Annotated in this window: 12 protein-coding genes; 8 read left to right on the plus strand and 4 right to left on the minus strand. The window is 71.8% G+C overall.

Annotated elements, in window-relative coordinates:
• Positions 1-9 precede the first annotated feature (9 nt).
• From mmuM to ABT025_RS25140, 6 genes are all read left to right on the plus strand, one after another.
• Positions 10-972, plus strand: coding sequence for a homocysteine S-methyltransferase (gene mmuM / locus ABT025_RS25115; protein ID WP_502972023.1), 963 nt, complete (start codon positions 10-12; stop codon positions 970-972).
• A 43-nt stretch (positions 973-1,015) separates the two neighbouring features.
• The gene (locus ABT025_RS25120) at positions 1,016-2,662 is read left to right on the plus strand and encodes a 3' terminal RNA ribose 2'-O-methyltransferase Hen1 (protein ID WP_350998639.1); all 1,647 of its coding nucleotides are present in this window, start codon (positions 1,016-1,018) and stop codon (positions 2,660-2,662) included.
• On the plus strand, positions 2,659-5,337 hold the full coding sequence (locus ABT025_RS25125; RefSeq protein ID WP_350998641.1) for a polynucleotide kinase-phosphatase: 2,679 nt from the start codon (positions 2,659-2,661) through the stop codon (positions 5,335-5,337). Before ABT025_RS25120 ends, ABT025_RS25125 begins: the two co-directional genes overlap by 4 nt.
• A gap of 101 nt (positions 5,338-5,438) precedes the next feature.
• The gene (locus ABT025_RS25130; protein ID WP_350998646.1) at positions 5,439-6,671 is read left to right on the plus strand and encodes an arginine deiminase; all 1,233 of its coding nucleotides are present in this window, start codon (positions 5,439-5,441) and stop codon (positions 6,669-6,671) included.
• 162 nt (positions 6,672-6,833) lie between these two features.
• The gene (argF, locus tag ABT025_RS25135) at positions 6,834-7,838 is read left to right on the plus strand and encodes an ornithine carbamoyltransferase (protein ID WP_350998652.1); all 1,005 of its coding nucleotides are present in this window, start codon (positions 6,834-6,836) and stop codon (positions 7,836-7,838) included.
• 182 nt (positions 7,839-8,020) lie between these two features.
• The gene (locus ABT025_RS25140; RefSeq protein ID WP_350998655.1) at positions 8,021-9,448 is read left to right on the plus strand and encodes an amino acid permease; all 1,428 of its coding nucleotides are present in this window, start codon (positions 8,021-8,023) and stop codon (positions 9,446-9,448) included.
• Between the two features lie 13 nt (positions 9,449-9,461).
• On the opposite strand, the gene ABT025_RS25145 is transcribed toward ABT025_RS25140, so the two are convergent.
• Complete coding sequence (locus ABT025_RS25145) at positions 9,462-9,908, minus strand: ATP-binding protein (RefSeq protein WP_350998657.1); 447 nt, start codon at positions 9,906-9,908, stop codon at positions 9,462-9,464.
• A 243-nt stretch (positions 9,909-10,151) separates the two neighbouring features.
• On the opposite strand from ABT025_RS25145, the gene ABT025_RS25150 reads away from it, so the two are divergent.
• Together ABT025_RS25150 and ABT025_RS25155 are read left to right on the plus strand one after the other, a co-directional pair.
• Positions 10,152-10,979: an enoyl-CoA hydratase family protein gene (locus tag ABT025_RS25150; RefSeq protein WP_350998660.1), complete on the plus strand. Its 828-nt coding sequence runs from the start codon at positions 10,152-10,154 to the stop codon at positions 10,977-10,979.
• Positions 10,964-13,315, plus strand: coding sequence for a bifunctional salicylyl-CoA 5-hydroxylase/oxidoreductase (locus tag ABT025_RS25155; RefSeq protein ID WP_502972024.1), 2,352 nt, complete (start codon positions 10,964-10,966; stop codon positions 13,313-13,315). Before ABT025_RS25150 ends, ABT025_RS25155 begins: the two co-directional genes overlap by 16 nt.
• Here the strand turns inward: ABT025_RS25155 and ABT025_RS25160 are convergent.
• From ABT025_RS25160 to ABT025_RS25170, 3 genes are read right to left on the minus strand one after another with little or no spacing between them, the layout of a single operon-like run.
• Positions 13,302-13,733 carry a hypothetical protein gene (locus ABT025_RS25160; RefSeq protein WP_350998663.1) on the minus strand — a complete coding sequence of 144 codons (432 nt, stop codon included), beginning with the start codon at positions 13,731-13,733 and terminating at the stop codon, positions 13,302-13,304. The genes ABT025_RS25155 and ABT025_RS25160 overlap by 14 nt on opposite strands.
• Entirely contained in the window at positions 13,726-14,565 is an 840-nt protein-coding gene (locus tag ABT025_RS25165) for a GNAT family N-acetyltransferase (protein WP_350998666.1), read from the minus strand. Before ABT025_RS25165 ends, ABT025_RS25160 begins: the two co-directional genes overlap by 8 nt.
• Positions 14,566-14,607: 42 nt before the next feature.
• A complete protein-coding gene (locus ABT025_RS25170; RefSeq protein WP_350998669.1) occupies positions 14,608-15,423 on the minus strand; it encodes a PaaX family transcriptional regulator in 816 nt (271 codons plus the stop codon).

Here is a 15,423-nt window from a genome sequence, read left to right on the forward strand (position 1 = left end):
GGAGCCACTGTGTCACCCGCCCGCCACTCCGGCCGATCCGCCGTGCCTCCCTCCGGAACGCTCGCAGCGGCGCTCGACGAGGGCCCGGTTCTGCTCGACGGAGGGCTCTCCAACCAGTTGGAGGCGCAGGGCTGCGATCTCTCCGACGCGCTGTGGTCCGCCCGGCTGCTCGCCGACGGGCCGGAGCAGATCGAGGCGGCGCACGGGGCGTATGTGCGGGCGGGCGCGCAGGTGCTCATCACCGCCAGTTACCAGGCGAGTTTCGAAGGGTTCAGGCAGCGCGGGATCGGGCGGGCGGAGGCGGCCGGGCTCTTCGCCCGCAGCGTGGAGCTGGCTCGTCGGGCGGCGGAGGCGGTGGACCGGGACGTCTGGGTCGCCGCCTCGGTCGGCCCGTACGGGGCGGTCACGGCGGACGGGGCGGAGTACCGGGGCCGCTACGGGCTCACGGTCCGGGAGCTGGAGCGCTTCCACCGCCCCCGGATCGAGGCCCTGGCCGCAGCCGGCCCCGATGTGCTCGCGCTGGAGACGGTGCCGGACACGGACGAGGCGCAGGCGCTGTTGCGGGTGGCGGGGGAGTGCGGGCTGCCGGTCTGGCTCTCGTACACCGTGGCCGGCGACCGGACCAGGGCCGGGCAGCGTCTGGAGGAGGCGTTCGCCCTCGTCGACGGAGAGGAGCAGGTGGTGGCGGCAGGGGTGAACTGCTGCGACCCGGCCGACGCGGACGGGGCGGTCCGGATGGCGGCGGAGACGACCGGGAAGCCGGTCGTCGTCTACCCGAACAGCGGTGAGCGCTGGGATGCGAACGGAAGGAGATGGGCCGGGAGCGCCACGTTCGACCCCGGCCGGGTCAGGGCCTGGCAGAACGCCGGGGCTCGGCTGGTCGGCGGCTGCTGCCGCGTCGGTCCGGCCACCATCGCGGAACTGGCCGCGCTGCTCGGCGAAGGAGGAGCGGCAACCGAGCCCGGGGGGTGAAAATGCCTGGTGAGGGCGAATGAACCGGACCATACTCGGACGCGTGTTCCTGACGATCAGTACCACCGGCACCCCGGAGCGTCCCGCCACCGATCTCGGCTTCCTGCTGCACAAGCATCCCGAGAAGGCGCAGACGTATTCCACCTCCCATGGCACCGCGCACGTCTTCTATCCCGAGGCGTCCGCGGAGCACTGCACGGCAGCCCTGCTGCTGGAGGTGGATCCCGTGGCGCTGGTGCGGCGGGGCAAGGGCAAGGGCCGCGGTGGTGCCCCCGACGCGGCACTCGCGCAGTACGTCAACGACCGCCCCTACGCCGCGTCCTCGCTGCTTTCCGTCGCGATGAGCACCGTCTTCAAGTCCGCGCTGAGCGGCACCTGCAAGACGATGCCCGAGCGGGCGGCGGCACCGATGCCGCTGCGGATCGAGGTGCCCGCCCTCCCGGCCCGTGGTGGTGCCGAGCTGGTGCGCAAGCTCTTCGGGCCGCTCGGCTGGTCGAGGGTGGACGCGGTGGCCGTACCGCTGGACGAGCAGTTCCCCGAGTGGGGGGACTCGCGTTACGTACAGCTCGTACTGGAAGGCGAGTTGAGGCTCGCGGACGCGTTGCGCCAGCTGTACGTCCTGCTGCCGGTACTCGACGACGCCAAGCACTACTGGGTGGCGCCGGACGAGGTGGACAAGCTGCTGCGGGCGGGTGAGGGCTGGCTGGCGGACCACCCGGAGCAGAAGCTGATCACCAGCCGTTACCTGTCGCGGCGCTGGGGGCTGACCCGGCAGGCGATGCAGCGGCTGGAACTGGTGCGGCTGGCCGAGTCCGACGACCTGGACGTCGAGAACATCGACAACGCCGTCGACGAGACGGCCGACACCGAGGAGCGGCCGGTGCCGCTCGCCGAGCAGCGCAGGGCCGCGATCCTGGCGGCGCTGACCGCTGCCGGGGCGAGCCGGGTGCTCGACCTGGGCTGCGGTCAGGGCCAGTTGGTGCAGGCCCTGCTCAAGGATGTGCGCTTCACCGAGATCGTCGGCGTCGACGTCTCGATGCGCGCCCTGACGATCGCCTCGCGGAGGCTGAAGCTGGACCGGATGGGGGAGCGGCAGGCCGCCCGGGTGACGCTCAGACAGGGCTCGCTCACGTACACGGACAAGCAGCTCAAGGGATACGACGCGGCGGTGCTGAGCGAGGTCGTGGAGCACCTCGACCTGCCGCGGCTGCCGGCTCTGGAGTACGCGGTGTTCGGCGTGGCCCGCCCCCGCACGGTGCTCGTGACCACGCCGAACGTCGAGTACAACGTCCGCTGGGAGACCCTCCCGGCCGGGCACGTCCGGCACGGCGACCACCGCTTCGAGTGGACGCGGGCCGAATTCCGGGACTGGGCCGGCGAAGTGGCCCACAGGCACGGGTACGGGGTGGAGTTCGTCCCGGTGGGCCCCGACGACCCCGAGGTGGGTCCGCCCACCCAGCTGGCCGTGTTCACGATGACCGCGGCCGACGTGGCCGACGTGGCCGAGAGTGTGGACGGGACCGGGAGGTCGGGCGCGACGGAGAAGGCCGGCGCGGCCGTGAACGCCGACAACACCGAGATGCCCGGTGCTGCCGCGAACGTCGACAAGACCGAGACGCCCGACAAGACGGACAAGGCCACGAAGCCCACGAAGGCCACGAAGAGCGAGAAGGAGGCGAAGGCAGCATGAGCAGTACCAACGACGGCACGAGCGACAGCACCAGCGACGGCACCAGCGACAGCACCAGCGACGCCACCCGTGACACCACCGGCGACAGCACCAGCGACGCCACCCGTGACACCACCGGCGGCAGCACCGCGCGTGTCCTGCCGGTGACGGACCTCTCCCTCGTCGTTCTCATCGGGGCGAGCGGCTCGGGCAAGTCCACCTTCGCCCACAGGCACTTCAAGCCGACCGAGATCATCTCCTCCGACTTCTGCAGGGGCCTGGTCGCCGACGACGAGAACGACCAGAGCGCCAGCCGGGACGCCTTCGACGTCCTGCACTACATCGCGGGCAAGCGCCTGGCAGCGGGACGGCTGACCGTCGTCGACGCCACCAACGTCCAGTCGGAGAGCCGCCGCCAGCTGGTCCAGCTGGCCCGGGAGCACGACGTGCTGCCCATCGCGATCGTCCTCGACCTGCCCGAAGAGGTCTGCCTCGCACGCAACGCGGCCCGCCCGGACCGTGCCGACATGCCCCGCCACGTCGTCCAGCGCCACCGCCGGGAGCTGCGCCGGTCATTGCGCGGCCTGGAGCGCGAGGGCTTCCGCAAGGTCCATGTCCTGCGCACCGAGGAGGAGGCCGAGCACACCGAAGTGGTCCTGGAGCGCCGTTACAACGACCTCCGCCACCTCACCGGTCCCTTCGACATCATCGGTGACATCCACGGCTGCAGCTCCGAGCTGGAGACCCTGCTCGGCAAGCTCGGCTACGTGAACGGCTCGCACCCGGAAGGGCGTACGGCGGTGTTCGTCGGCGACCTCGTCGACCGCGGGCCCGACAGCCCAGGTGTGCTGCGCCGCGTCATGTCCATGGTCTCGGACGGCGACGCGCTCTGCGTGCCGGGCAACCACGAGAACAAGCTCGGCCGTTACCTCAAGGGCCGCAAGGTCCAGCAGACCCACGGGCTCGCCGAGACGATCGAGCAGTTGGAGCGGGAGGACGCCGAGAACCCGGAATTCCGGGAGCAGGTGAGGGTGTTCATCGACGGCCTCGTCAGCCATTACGTGCTGGACGAGGGCAAGCTGGTCGTCTGCCACGCCGGTCTGCCCGAGAAGTACCACGGGCGCACCTCCGGGCGGGTCCGTTCGCACGCGCTCTACGGCGACACGACCGGCGAGACCGACGAGTTCGGGCTTCCGGTGCGCTACCCCTGGGCGGAGGACTACCGCGGCCGCGCCACCGTGGTCTACGGCCACACCCCCGTGCCGACCACCTCATGGATCAACAACACCATCTGCCTGGACACCGGGGCCGTGTTCGGCGGAAAGATGACCGCGCTGCGCTGGCCGGAGCGTGAGCTGGTCGACGTACCGGCCGAGCAGGTCTGGTACGAGCCCGTGAAGCCGCTGACCACGGAGGCGCCGGGCGGCCGGGAGGGCCGGCCGCTCGACCTCGCCGATGTGCAGGGCCGACGGGTCGTGGAGACCCGGCACATGGGCCGGATCGCGGTGCGCGAGGAGAACGCCGCGGCGGCGCTGGAGGTCATGAGCCGGTTCGCCGTCGACCCCCGGCTGCTCGCCTATCTCCCGCCGACGATGGCGCCGACCGCCACCTCGCACGAGGAGGGGTATCTGGAGCACCCGGCCGAGGCGTTCGCGCAGTACCGGGCGGACGGCGTGGCCGAGGTCGTGTGCGAGGAGAAGCACATGGGCTCCAGGGCCGTGGCCCTGGTCTGCCGGGACGCGGACGCGGCGCGGGAGCGCTTCGGCACGGGCGACTCCGGCGAGGGCGGCCCGACGGGTGCGCTGCACACCCGAACCGGACGGCCGTTCCTGGACGATCCCGCGCTCACCGAGGACGTGCTGGGCCGGCTGCGCGCGGCCGTCACCGCTGCCGGGCTGTGGGAGGAGTGGGACACGGACTGGGTGCTGCTCGACGCCGAGCTGATGCCCTGGTCGCTGAAGGCGGCCGGACTGCTCCGCTCGCAGTACGCGGCGGTCGGTGCCGCGTCCGGCGCCGTCTTCCCGGCCGCCACCGGGGCGCTCGCGGCGGCTGCGGCACGCGGCATCGACGTCGGTGCGCTCGCGGCGCGGCAGCGGGGGCGGGCCGAGGACGCGGCCGCGTTCACCGAGGCCTATCGCCGGTACTGCTGGAGCACCGAAGGCCTGGACGGGGTGCGCCTCGCGCCGTTCCAGATCCTCGCGGTGCAGGGCCGTTCGCTCGCCTCCGTACCGCACGACGAGCAGCTGGCCTGGCTGGACCGGCTGGTGGAGCACGACCCCACCGGACTGCTCCAGGTCACCCGGCGGCTTGTCGTCGACACCGCCGACGAGGAGTCGGTCCGCTCCGGCGTCGAGTGGTGGCTGGAGATGACCGGCCGCGGCGGCGAGGGAATGGTCGTCAAGCCGCTCGGCGCGCTCGTCAGGGACGGGCAGGACCGCCTCGTACAGCCCGGGATCAAGGTGCGCGGCCGGGAGTACCTGCGGATCATCTACGGCCCCGAGTACACCCGCCCGGAGAACCTGGACCGGCTGCGCGGGCGCTTCCTCGGCCACAAGCGGTCGCTCGCCCTGCGCGAGTACGCCCTTGGCCTGGAAGCCCTGGACCGGCTGGCCGAGGGGGAGCCGCTGTGGCGGGTCCATGAGGCGGTGTTCGCGGTTCTGGCGCTGGAGTCGGAGCCGGTGGACCCGCGGCTGTAGTGCCCCGGCGACGGGCCGGACCGTGAGGGGTCCCGGCCCGTCGGCAGAACCTGCTGGCGATTCGCCGGGTGAACGGTGTCCCGCGCGGTGAGGATGAGGACATGGGATTCCATGTCGACTCCGAGGCCGGGCGGCTGCGCCGCGTCATCCTGCACCGCCCCGATCTGGAACTGAAACGGCTCACTCCGGGCAACAAGGACGCGCTGCTCTTCGACGACGTGCTGTGGGTGCGCCGGGCCCGCCAGGAGCACGACGGCTTCGCGGACGTGCTGCGCGACCGCGGGGTGGAGGTGCACCTCTTCGGTGACCTGCTCCGGGAGGCGCTGGAGATTCCCGTGGCCCGACGGCTCGTACTGGACCGGGTCTTCGCGGAGAAGGAGTACGGTCCGCTGGCCACCGAGCACCTGCGGGCCGCCTTCGAGGAGTTGTCCACCGCCGACCTCTGCGAGGCGCTGGTCGGCGGGATGACGAAGCGGGAGTTCCTGGAGCGGTACCGCGAGCCGACCTCCGTGCGCTTCCACGTCATGGACCTGGACGACTTCCTCCTCGGCCCACTGCCCAACCACCTCTTCACCCGCGACACCTCGGCCTGGATCTACGACGGCGTCTCCATCAACGCCATGCGCTGGCCGGCCCGGCAGCGCGAGACCGTCCACTTCGAGGCGATCTACCGCCACCACCCGCTCTTCACGGGCCCCGACGCGGGCGCCTTCCACCACTGGTCGGAGGGCCAGGACGACTACCCCTCCACCATCGAGGGCGGCGACGTCCTCGTCATCGGCCAGGGGGCCGTGCTCATCGGGATGAGCGAACGCACCACCCCGCAGGCGGTGGAGATGCTGGCCCGAGGCCTCTTCGACGCCGGGTCCGCCCGGACGATCGTGGCGCTCGACATGCCCAAGAGCCGGGCCTTCATGCACCTCGACACGGTGATGACGATGGTCGACGGGGACACCTTCACCAAGTACGCGGGCCTGGGCATGCTCCGCTCGTACACCATCGAACCCGGGGACGGGCCGCGCGATCTCAAGGTCACCGACCATCCGCCCGAGCACATGCACCGCGCCATCGCCGAGGCGCTGGGGCTGGACGAGATCCGGGTCCTGACCGCCACCCAGGACGTGCACGCGGCCGCGCGCGAGCAGTGGGACGACGGCTGCAACGTGCTGGCCGTCGAACCGGGTGTCGTCGTCGCCTACGAGCGCAACGCCACCACCAACACCCATCTGCGCAAGGAAGGCATCGAGGTCATCGAGATCCGCGGCAGCGAACTGGGCCGGGGCCGGGGCGGGCCCCGCTGCATGAGCTGCCCGGTGGTCAGGGATCCGGTGTAGGCGGGGCGTACGGCGAGGGCGGGCGGCAGTCCGCGGGCGGGGCAGTGCATCACTGCCGCTGTACAGCGGCAGTGATGCACTGTCTCTGTATAGCGATGCATTGCGTCGTATAGACTTCCAGGGTTACCGTATGCCTCCCCGTCCGACCCAGGAGCAGTCACCATGGCCATAGACCTCGCAGGCCGCCACTTCCTCAAGGAGCTGGACTTCACGGCCGAGGAGCTCCGCGGCCTGATCGCCCTGGCCGCCGAGCTCAAGGCCGCGAAGAAGTCGGGGACCGAGGTCCAGCAGCTCCGCGGCCGGAACATCGCGCTGATCTTCGAGAAGACCTCGACCCGTACCCGCTGCGCGTTCGAGGTGGCAGCCGCCGACCAGGGGGCCTCCACCACCTACCTCGACCCCTCCGGCTCGCAGATGGGGCACAAGGAGTCCGTGAAGGACACCGCCCGCGTCCTCGGCCGGATGTTCGACGGCATCGAGTACCGCGGCGACAGCCAGGACGCCGTCGAGGAGCTGGCGGCCCACGGCGGTGTGCCGGTCTTCAACGGGCTGACCGACGACTGGCACCCCACGCAGATGCTCGCCGACGTCCTCACGATGACCGAGCACAGCGCGAAGCCGCTGGAGCGCATCGCCTTCGCCTACCTCGGCGACGCCCGGTTCAACATGGGCAACTCCTACCTCGTCACCGGCGCCCTGCTGGGCATGGACGTGCGCATCGTCGCGCCGAAGGCCTACTGGCCCGCCGATGCCGTCGTCGCACAGGCCCGTGAGCTCGCCGTGGCCAGCGGTGCGACGGTCACGCTCACCGAGGACATCGCAGAGGGGGTGCGCGGCGCGGACTTCGTCGCCACCGACGTCTGGGTCTCGATGGGTGAGCCCAAGGAGGTCTGGGACGAGCGCATCGCCGCCCTCGCGCCGTACGCCGTCACCATGGACGTCCTGCGGGCCACCGGCAACTCCGACGTGAAGTTCCTGCACTGCCTCCCGGCCTTCCACGACCTCGGCACCAAGGTGGGGCGCGAGATCCACGCCCGGCACGGTCTGACCGAGCTGGAGGTCAGTGACGAGGTCTTCGAGTCCGCGCACTCCGTCGTCTTCGACGAGGCCGAGAACCGGATGCACACGATCAAGGCCGTCCTGGTCGCGACGATGGCCACGCGCTGACGCGGTGGTGCCGCATGAGAATGCACCTAATTGGGTGAATATGCGCAGGGGGCCTAATATGGTCCCCGTTGGTGGGGTTCGGGCTCGCACGCTCGAACCCCATTTTCGTGTGCGGCGACCGGCCCCCACTGCCGTTGCCGCACCATCCCCCCACCTGCACCGCCAGAGATGAGACCACCGCCGTGAGCCCCCTGCGCCTGCCCGGCCCGCCACACCGCGTCAAGGACCCGCACCAGCTGATCGCCGAGTCCGGCGCCGACCTGGAGGGCCACGGGCTCAAGCGCACCATGGGGCTCTTCCAGCTGGTGTGCTTCGGGGTCGGCGCGGTCGTCGGCACCGGCATCTTCGTCGGCCTGTCCGACAGCGTGGCCGAGGCCGGTCCCGCGGTCGTGCTGTCCTTCGCCCTCGCGGCCGTCACCTGCATCTTCACCGCGTTCTCGTTCGCCGAGCTGGGCAGCGCGATTCCAGTGTCCGGCAGCTCGTACTCCTTCGCCTACGCCACGCTCGGCGAGCGCACGGCCTTCCTCGTCGGCTGGTGCCTGCTCCTGGAGTACGGCGTGTCCGTCTCCGCGGTGGCGGTGGGCTGGAGCCAGTACGTCAACGAGCTGCTCGACAGCCTCTTCGGATGGCAGCTGCCGGCCGCGCTCTCCGCCGGTCCCGGCGACGGCGGTGTGATCAACCTGCCGGCCGTGCTCGTGGTGATGATGGCCGCGACGCTGCTGGTGCGCGGCGTCCGGGAGAGCGCCGGGGCCACGGCGGCGATGGCCGTCCTCAAGATCACCATTCTGATCATGTTCTGCGTCATCGCCTTCACGGCCTTCGAGCACGACAACCTCACGCCGTTCGTGTCCCATGGCGCGGGCGGCGTCACCGCGGGCGCCTCGCTGGCGTTCTTCTCGTACATCGGGTTCGACGCCATCACCACCACGGGCGAGGAGGTCAAGAACCCACGGCGGAACATTCCGATCGCGATCATGATCTGCATCGGCCTGGTCACGCTGCTCTACTGCGCGGTCGCCCTCGCCGCGATCGGCGCCCTCGGCCCGGACGCCGTCTCCGACAAGCCTGCCGCGCTCTCGCTGATCGTGGACCAGGTCACCGAATCGACGGTCGGCGGCGGCATCATCGCGTTCGGTGCGGTCGTCGCCATCGCCTCGGTCGTCCTCGCGGTGATGTACGGGCAGACCCGCATCCTGATGTCCATGTCGCGCGACGGCCTGGTCCCGCGGGTCTTCGAACGGGTCTCACCGCGCACCGCGACGCCGGTCGCCAACACCTGGATCGTCGCCGGCGTCTTCGCCGTTCCGGCGGCCTTCTCCTCGCTCGACGTGGTGGTGAACCTGACCACCATCGGGACGCTGGCCACGATGGTCGCGGTCAATGTCGCCGTGATCGTGCTGCGCCGCCGCAATCCGGAGGTGAAGGGCTCGTTCCGGGTCCCGCTCCACCCGCTCAGCCCGCTCCTCGGCGTCGGCTTCTGCGTGTATCTGATGTACGGGACCGGCTGGTCGACCTGGGTGCAGTTCGCGGTGTTCCTGGTGGCCGGTGCGGCGGTGTACGCCGGCTACGGGCGCAGCCGTTCGCGGCTGGCGGGCCGGGCCGGCGGCTGAGCGGTCCGCCGGGTCAGGCCGTCGGGCGGGTGAGCGACGGCAGGGTGAACCACACCGCCTTGCCGCGCTCCGTCGTGCGGTGACCGCAGGACGAGCTGAGGGTACGGATCAGCAGCAGCCCCCGGCCGTGCTCCTGCCACGGATCGGGCGTCCAGCCCGGCTCCGGGCGGGACAGATCGCCCGGCGGGGCCGGATCGCCGTCGTGCACCTCCACCTGGCACCCGGTCGGCAGGAGCTCCACCACCAGCTCGACGGGCTCGTCGCCGGGGGTGTGCTCCACGGCGTTGGCGACCAGCTCCGCGGTCAGCAGTTCGGCGGTGTCGCTGTCGGCGGGGGCGTCGGAGTCCGGGCCGATGGACGCCAGCACCGAACGGATCAGCGCGCGGGCGATCGGCACTGCGGCCGCGGAGTGCGGCAGTGCGATACGCCAGGCGGCGGGTGCGGAGGCATCGGGCGGCACGGCAGGGCTTCCGTTCGGGAGAGCGTCAACAGTCCTGGGCTCAAGAGTTCCGGAGCTCAAAACTTCTTGGTTTCAACCTTACGAATCCCCATGACACGGGCAAGGGCCTGCCGACCGGTACGAAGGGGACGTTCGTCACTCCGGTTTCACGCTCCACTTATCGCGTACTCGTGACGGAAGTCACGTACGAGTGATAAATTCGGGGTCAGGCAGCAGCCCGACGGCCGAAGGGGACCACCCTCGATGAGTCCGTTTCCCAGCTCCGCTTCCCCCACGGAGAACTGGCGCCATCTGCGGGTCACGACGCAGGACGGCGTCGCCACCGTCACCCTCGCCCGGCCCGAGAAGCTGAACGCGCTGACCTTCGGCGCCTACGCGGATCTGCGCGACCTCCTGGCCGAGCTGGCGCGGGAGCGCTCCGTGCGGGCCCTGGTGCTGGCCGGTGAGGGGCGCGGCTTCTGCTCGGGCGGCGACGTGGACGAGATCATCGGCGCCACCCTCGCGATGGACACCGCCCAGCTGCTGGACTTCAACCGGATGACGGGTCAGGTCGTACGGGCCCTGCGGGAGTGCCCGTTCCCCGTCGTCGCGGCCGTGCACGGGGTCGCCGCCGGAGCGGGCGCCGTTCTCGCGCTGGCCGCCGACTTCCGGGTCGCCGACCCCTCGGCCCGGTTCGCCTTCCTGTTCACCCGCGTCGGGCTCTCCGGCGGGGACATGGGCGCGGCCTACCTGCTGCCCCGGGTCGTCGGCCTCGGCCACGCCACCCGGCTGCTGATGCTGGGCGAACCGGTCCGCGCCCCCGAGGCCGAGCGCATCGGGCTGATCAGCGAACTGGCCGAGGAGGGCGGGGCCGACGCACGGGCCGCGGCGCTCGCCCGCCGCCTCGCGGACGGGCCCGCGCTCGCCCTCGCCCAGACCAAGGCGCTGCTCACCGCCGAACTGGACATGCCGCTGGCCGCCGCCGTGGAGATGGACGCCGCCACCCAGGCCCTTCTGATGCACGGCGAGGACTACACCGAGTTCCACGCCGCGTTCACCGAGAAACGGCCGCCGAAATGGCAGGGCCGGTGATCCGGGTGACACCCCCCGAAGTCCGGCGCCCCGGCCCCTTGCCCCACGGCAGGGAGGCGAACACACTCCGCCGGATCGCCGTCATCGGCGGCGGACCCGGCGGGCTCTACGCCGCGGCACTGCTCAAGCGGCTCGGCCCGGAGCGGGAGATCACCCTCTGGGAGCGCAACGCCCCCGACGACACCTTCGGCTTCGGCGTCGTCCTCTCCGACGAGACCCTCGGCGGCATCGAGCACGCCGACCCCGCAGTCCACGCCGCACTCCAGCGCGAGTTCGTCCGCTGGGACGACATCGACATCGTCCACCGCGGCCACACCCAGACCTCCGGCGGCCACGGCTTCGCCGCACTCGGCCGCCGCCGGCTGCTTGAGATCCTGCACGCACGCTGCGCCGGCCTCGGGGTGCGGCTGCGCTTCCGCGAGGAGGCGCCGCCCGCCGCCGAACTCGCCGCCTCCTACGACCTGGTGATCGCGGCCGACGGCGTGCACAGCCTCACCCGCGACACGCACGCCGAGAGCTTCGGGCCCCGCCTCACCACCCACCGCTGCCGGTACATCTGGCTCGCCGCGGACTTCGCCCTCGACGCGTTCCGCTTCGAGACCGCCGAGACGGCGTACGGCGTGATGCAACTGCACGCCTACCCCTTCTCTCCCGATGCCTCGACCGTCATCGTCGAGATGCGCGAAGAGGTCTGGCGCGCGGCCGGATTCGACACCTGCGACCCCGACGAGTCGACCCGGCACTGCGCCAAGATCTTCGCCGACGCCCTCGGCCACCGCCCGCTGCGCTCCAACAGCTCCTCCTGGCTCACCTTCCGTACCGTCGTCAACAAGCACTGGTCGCACGGGAACACCGTTCTCATCGGCGACGCCGCCCACACCGCGCACTTCTCCATCGGCTCCGGCACGAAACTCGCCGTCGAGGACGCCCTCGCCCTCGCCGCCTGCATCGAGGAACAGCCCGGCCTGTCCGCCGCTCTCGCCGCGTACGAGGGTGAGCGCCGGCCCGTCGTCGAGTCGACCCAGCGCGCCGCCGCGGCCAGCCTGCGCTGGTTCGAGGAGCTGGGCACGTACGTCGACCAGCCGCCCCGCCAGTTCGCCTTCAACCTCCTCACCCGCAGCCGCCGCGTCACCCATGACAATCTGCGGCTGCGCGACGCCTCGTTCACCGCGGCCGTCGAGGACGAGTTCGGCTGCGCCCCCGGCACCCCGCCGATGTTCACCCCGCTGCGGCTGCGGGGCCTGGAGCTGCGCAACCGGGTCGTCGTCTCGCCCATGGACATGTACTCCGCCACCGACGGCGTCCCGGGCGACTTCCACCTCGTCCACCTCGGGGCGCGCGCTCTCGGGGGTGCCGGGCTGGTCATGACGGAAATGGTGTGCGTGAGCCCCGAGGGCCGCATCACCCCGGGCTGCACCGGCCTCTACACCGATGAGCAGGCGGCCGCCTGGACCAGGATCACCGACTTCGTGCACGCCGGATCGCCGGGCACCGCTGTCGGAGTCCAGCTGGGCCACTCCGGCCGCAAGGGCTCCACCAAGCTCATGTGGGAAGGCATCGACAAGCCGCTGGACGACGGCAACTGGCCGCTCGCCGCCGCCTCCCCGCTCCCGTACGCTCCGGGTGTCAACCAGGTCCCGCACGCACTGGACCACGCCGGTCTGAAGGCTGTCCGCGAGCAGTTCGCGTCCGCCGCCGAGCGGGCAGACACCTGCGGGTTCGACCTCCTCGAACTCCACTGCGCCCACGGCTACCTGCTCTCCGGATTCCTCTCCCCGCTCACCAACCACCGCACCGACGCGTACGGCGGCACTCCGGCGAACCGGCTCCGCTTCCCGCTGGAGGTCTTCGACGCGGTCCGCGAACGGTGGCCCGACGACCGGCCGATGACTGTCCGGATCTCCGCGACGGACTGGGCCGACGGCGGGACGACGGGCGAGGACGCCGTCGAGATCGCCCGCGCGTTCGTCGCGCACGGCGCCGACGCCATCGACGTCTCCACCGGCCAGGTCGTCCCCTCCGAACGGCCCGAGTACGGGCGCTCGTACCAGACCCCGTACGCCGACCGGATCCGCAACGCCCTGTGCGTGCCCGTCATCGCCGTCGGCGCCATCTCCTCCTGGGACGACGTGAACTCGCTGCTGCTAGCGGGCCGCGCCGACCTCTGCGCTCTGGCCCGCCCGCATCTGTACGACCCGCACTGGACGCTCCACGCTGCGGCCGACCAGGGCTACTCCGGAGCGAGCGCGCCCTGGCCGCTCCCGTACCGCGCGGGCAGCCGGACCCCGCCGACCGGCCGTACCGACGCACCGAAGCCGCGGCTCACCCTGGACTGAGCGGCAGGCACTCGTGGCAGAGGCAGGGATCGGGGTGCGCGGCGGCGTGGTGGGTGTGGCGCCCGGTGCGCGCGATGCGTTGCAGCCGTTCCGCCAGTTCCGCCGCCTCCTCACGCGTCCGCGGGAGCATCCCCGCACACCGTCGGAGTACGGCCGGGGAGTACACCGACTGCGGTCGGAAGGTGTGCAGATGCCGGGTCCCGGTGTCGATGGTGATCCAGCGCCCGGTGTGCCGGCCGCGGCCCACCGCGGTCAGCTGCTCGTTGCCCGTCCCGGGGTAGGTGTCCAGGACGTAGACCTTCGCCCCGCCCCTGAACGCCTTCGTGCCGGGCCGGAACTCCTGCCCCAGATCCCCGTACCGCCGCCATCGCACCACGTTCGCCGCGACCATCCACACCGGCTCGGGCGGTTCATCCATCGCTCGCCTCCTCGGCGCTGACCACCAGCCGGTCCGAGACCGCGCGGTAGCCGATGCGCGTGTACACACCGTTGCTCGTCGGGTTGGCGAGATCGGTGAAGAGCAGCACCTCGTCAGCACCAGCCTCCCGGGCGGCGCGGCTGACCTCGGCGGTCACCGCCGCCGCGTAGCCGCGGCCGCGGTGCTCCGGCGGGGTGTAGACGGGAGCGACGCGCGCGGTGCCCGCGAGCTGCAGCGAGATGCCTGCCATCGACACGGGGACACCGCCGTCCTCCCAGAGCGTCAGCCGGCCCTCCGCCGTCCGCTCGTCGACCGCCCGCCCATGACGTTCGCCGTGCCCGCCCGGCCCGCCGATGTCGACGGCGAACCCGGCGTACCAGCGCAGCAGCAGCTCCCGGTCCGCAGGGGCCGCCGCCCTTGCGCGGCCGCCGGGAGCGGGCGACGGCGGGGTCAACTCGCCCAGCCGGTAGAGCCGCTGCTCCTCGTCGACACGGTGTCCCGGCCAGTGGGCCGTCACCGCCCGAGCGGTGGCCCGGTCCGCGTTGACGCGGGTGAGCCGACGGGCGTCCATCAACGGACCCACCGCCTCCGGGGCGAGCGCGTTCAGCGTCGCCGGGTAGGGCGGCGTGTGCAGCAGGGTGCCCGCCACCTCGCCGTCGGCACCGCGCCACCAGCCCATCACCGGGGCGTGGTCGCCATAGGTGTGCGGGCCGTGGCGGCGCAGGGCCGCGGTGACGGTCAGCACGACCGTGCTCTCGGCCGGGCGGGCGGCCAGCGAGGGGCCGGCTTTGTCGAGGAACACGTCGACGTCGTCAGTGAAGGTCCAGGTCATGCGTCCGCATTCTGCCGGGCGCACCACGGTCGGGGCAGCGGTTTATCCGCGGACGAACTCCGCCCCCGCATCCCGCAACCGCTCGTGCAACAGCCCGAAGACTTCCGCCGATCTGCCGCCCGGCCACTTCTCCGGAAGCAGTTCCCTCGGAAGCCCCGGATCCGCGTACGGCACCTGCCGCCAGGAGTCCAGTGCCATCAGGTAGTCCCGGTACGCAGTCTCCGGGACAGGCGATCCGGCCGGACGCGCCTCCCAGGACCGCAGCACCGGTTCGTGGCGCTCCAGGAACTGGTCGTGCAGCCGGGCCACCGCGTCGAGGTCCCACCAGCGGGCCACCGACTCGCCTGTGGCCGTGAATCCCAGATGGTCACCGCGGAACAGGTCCACGTACGGCGCGAGGCCGAGGCGCTCCAGGGTGTGCCGCGTCTCCTCGTGCAGTGCCGCCGGCGCGATCCACACACCGGGTGCGGCGGTGCCGAAGCCGAGCCCGGACAGCCGCGAGCGCAGCAGATGCCGCTTGTGGCGTTCGGCCTCCGGTACGGAGAACACGGCGAGCACCCAGCCGTCCTCGATCCGCGGGTCCGGCCGCCGGTAGATCCGCCGGTCGCCGTCGTCGAGCAGCTGGCGGGCATCGGCCGAGAGCGCGTATCCGGCCGCCCCGCCCGGCGTCCGGGCCGCGACGAGCAGTCCGCGCCGCTTCAGCCGGGAGACGGAGGACCGGACGGCGGGGGCCTCCACGCCGACGGCGCCCAGCAGCCGGACGAGTTCCGCCACCGGCATCGGGACGTCGCCCGGGGTGCGGCCGTACGCACCGTAGAGGGTGACGATCAGTGAGCGGGGGGTGTGCGGTTCGACCAT

It is taken from the genome of Streptomyces sp. NPDC002809, from assembly GCF_040295435.1.
GTDB lineage: Bacteria > Actinomycetota > Actinomycetes > Streptomycetales > Streptomycetaceae > Streptomyces.

Bases quoted from the DNA above. Each gene is read 5' to 3' on its own strand.
- ABT025_RS25150 (WP_350998660.1), top strand. From the start codon at position 10,152: ATGAGTCCGTTTCCCAGCTCCGCTTCCCCCACGGAGAACTGGCGCCAT.
- ABT025_RS25130 (WP_350998646.1), top strand. From the start codon at position 5,439: ATGGGATTCCATGTCGACTCCGAGGCCGGGCGGCTGCGCCGCGTCATC.
- ABT025_RS25170 (WP_350998669.1), bottom strand. From the start codon at position 15,423: ATGGTCGAACCGCACACCCCCCGCTCACTGATCGTCACCCTCTACGGT.
- argF (WP_350998652.1), top strand. From the start codon at position 6,834: ATGGCCATAGACCTCGCAGGCCGCCACTTCCTCAAGGAGCTGGACTTC.
- ABT025_RS25165 (WP_350998666.1), bottom strand. From the start codon at position 14,565: ATGACCTGGACCTTCACTGACGACGTCGACGTGTTCCTCGACAAAGCC.
- ABT025_RS25160 (WP_350998663.1), bottom strand. From the start codon at position 13,733: ATGGATGAACCGCCCGAGCCGGTGTGGATGGTCGCGGCGAACGTGGTG.
- ABT025_RS25155 (WP_502972024.1), top strand. From the start codon at position 10,964: ATGGCAGGGCCGGTGATCCGGGTGACACCCCCCGAAGTCCGGCGCCCC.
- ABT025_RS25125 (WP_350998641.1), top strand. From the start codon at position 2,659: ATGAGCAGTACCAACGACGGCACGAGCGACAGCACCAGCGACGGCACC.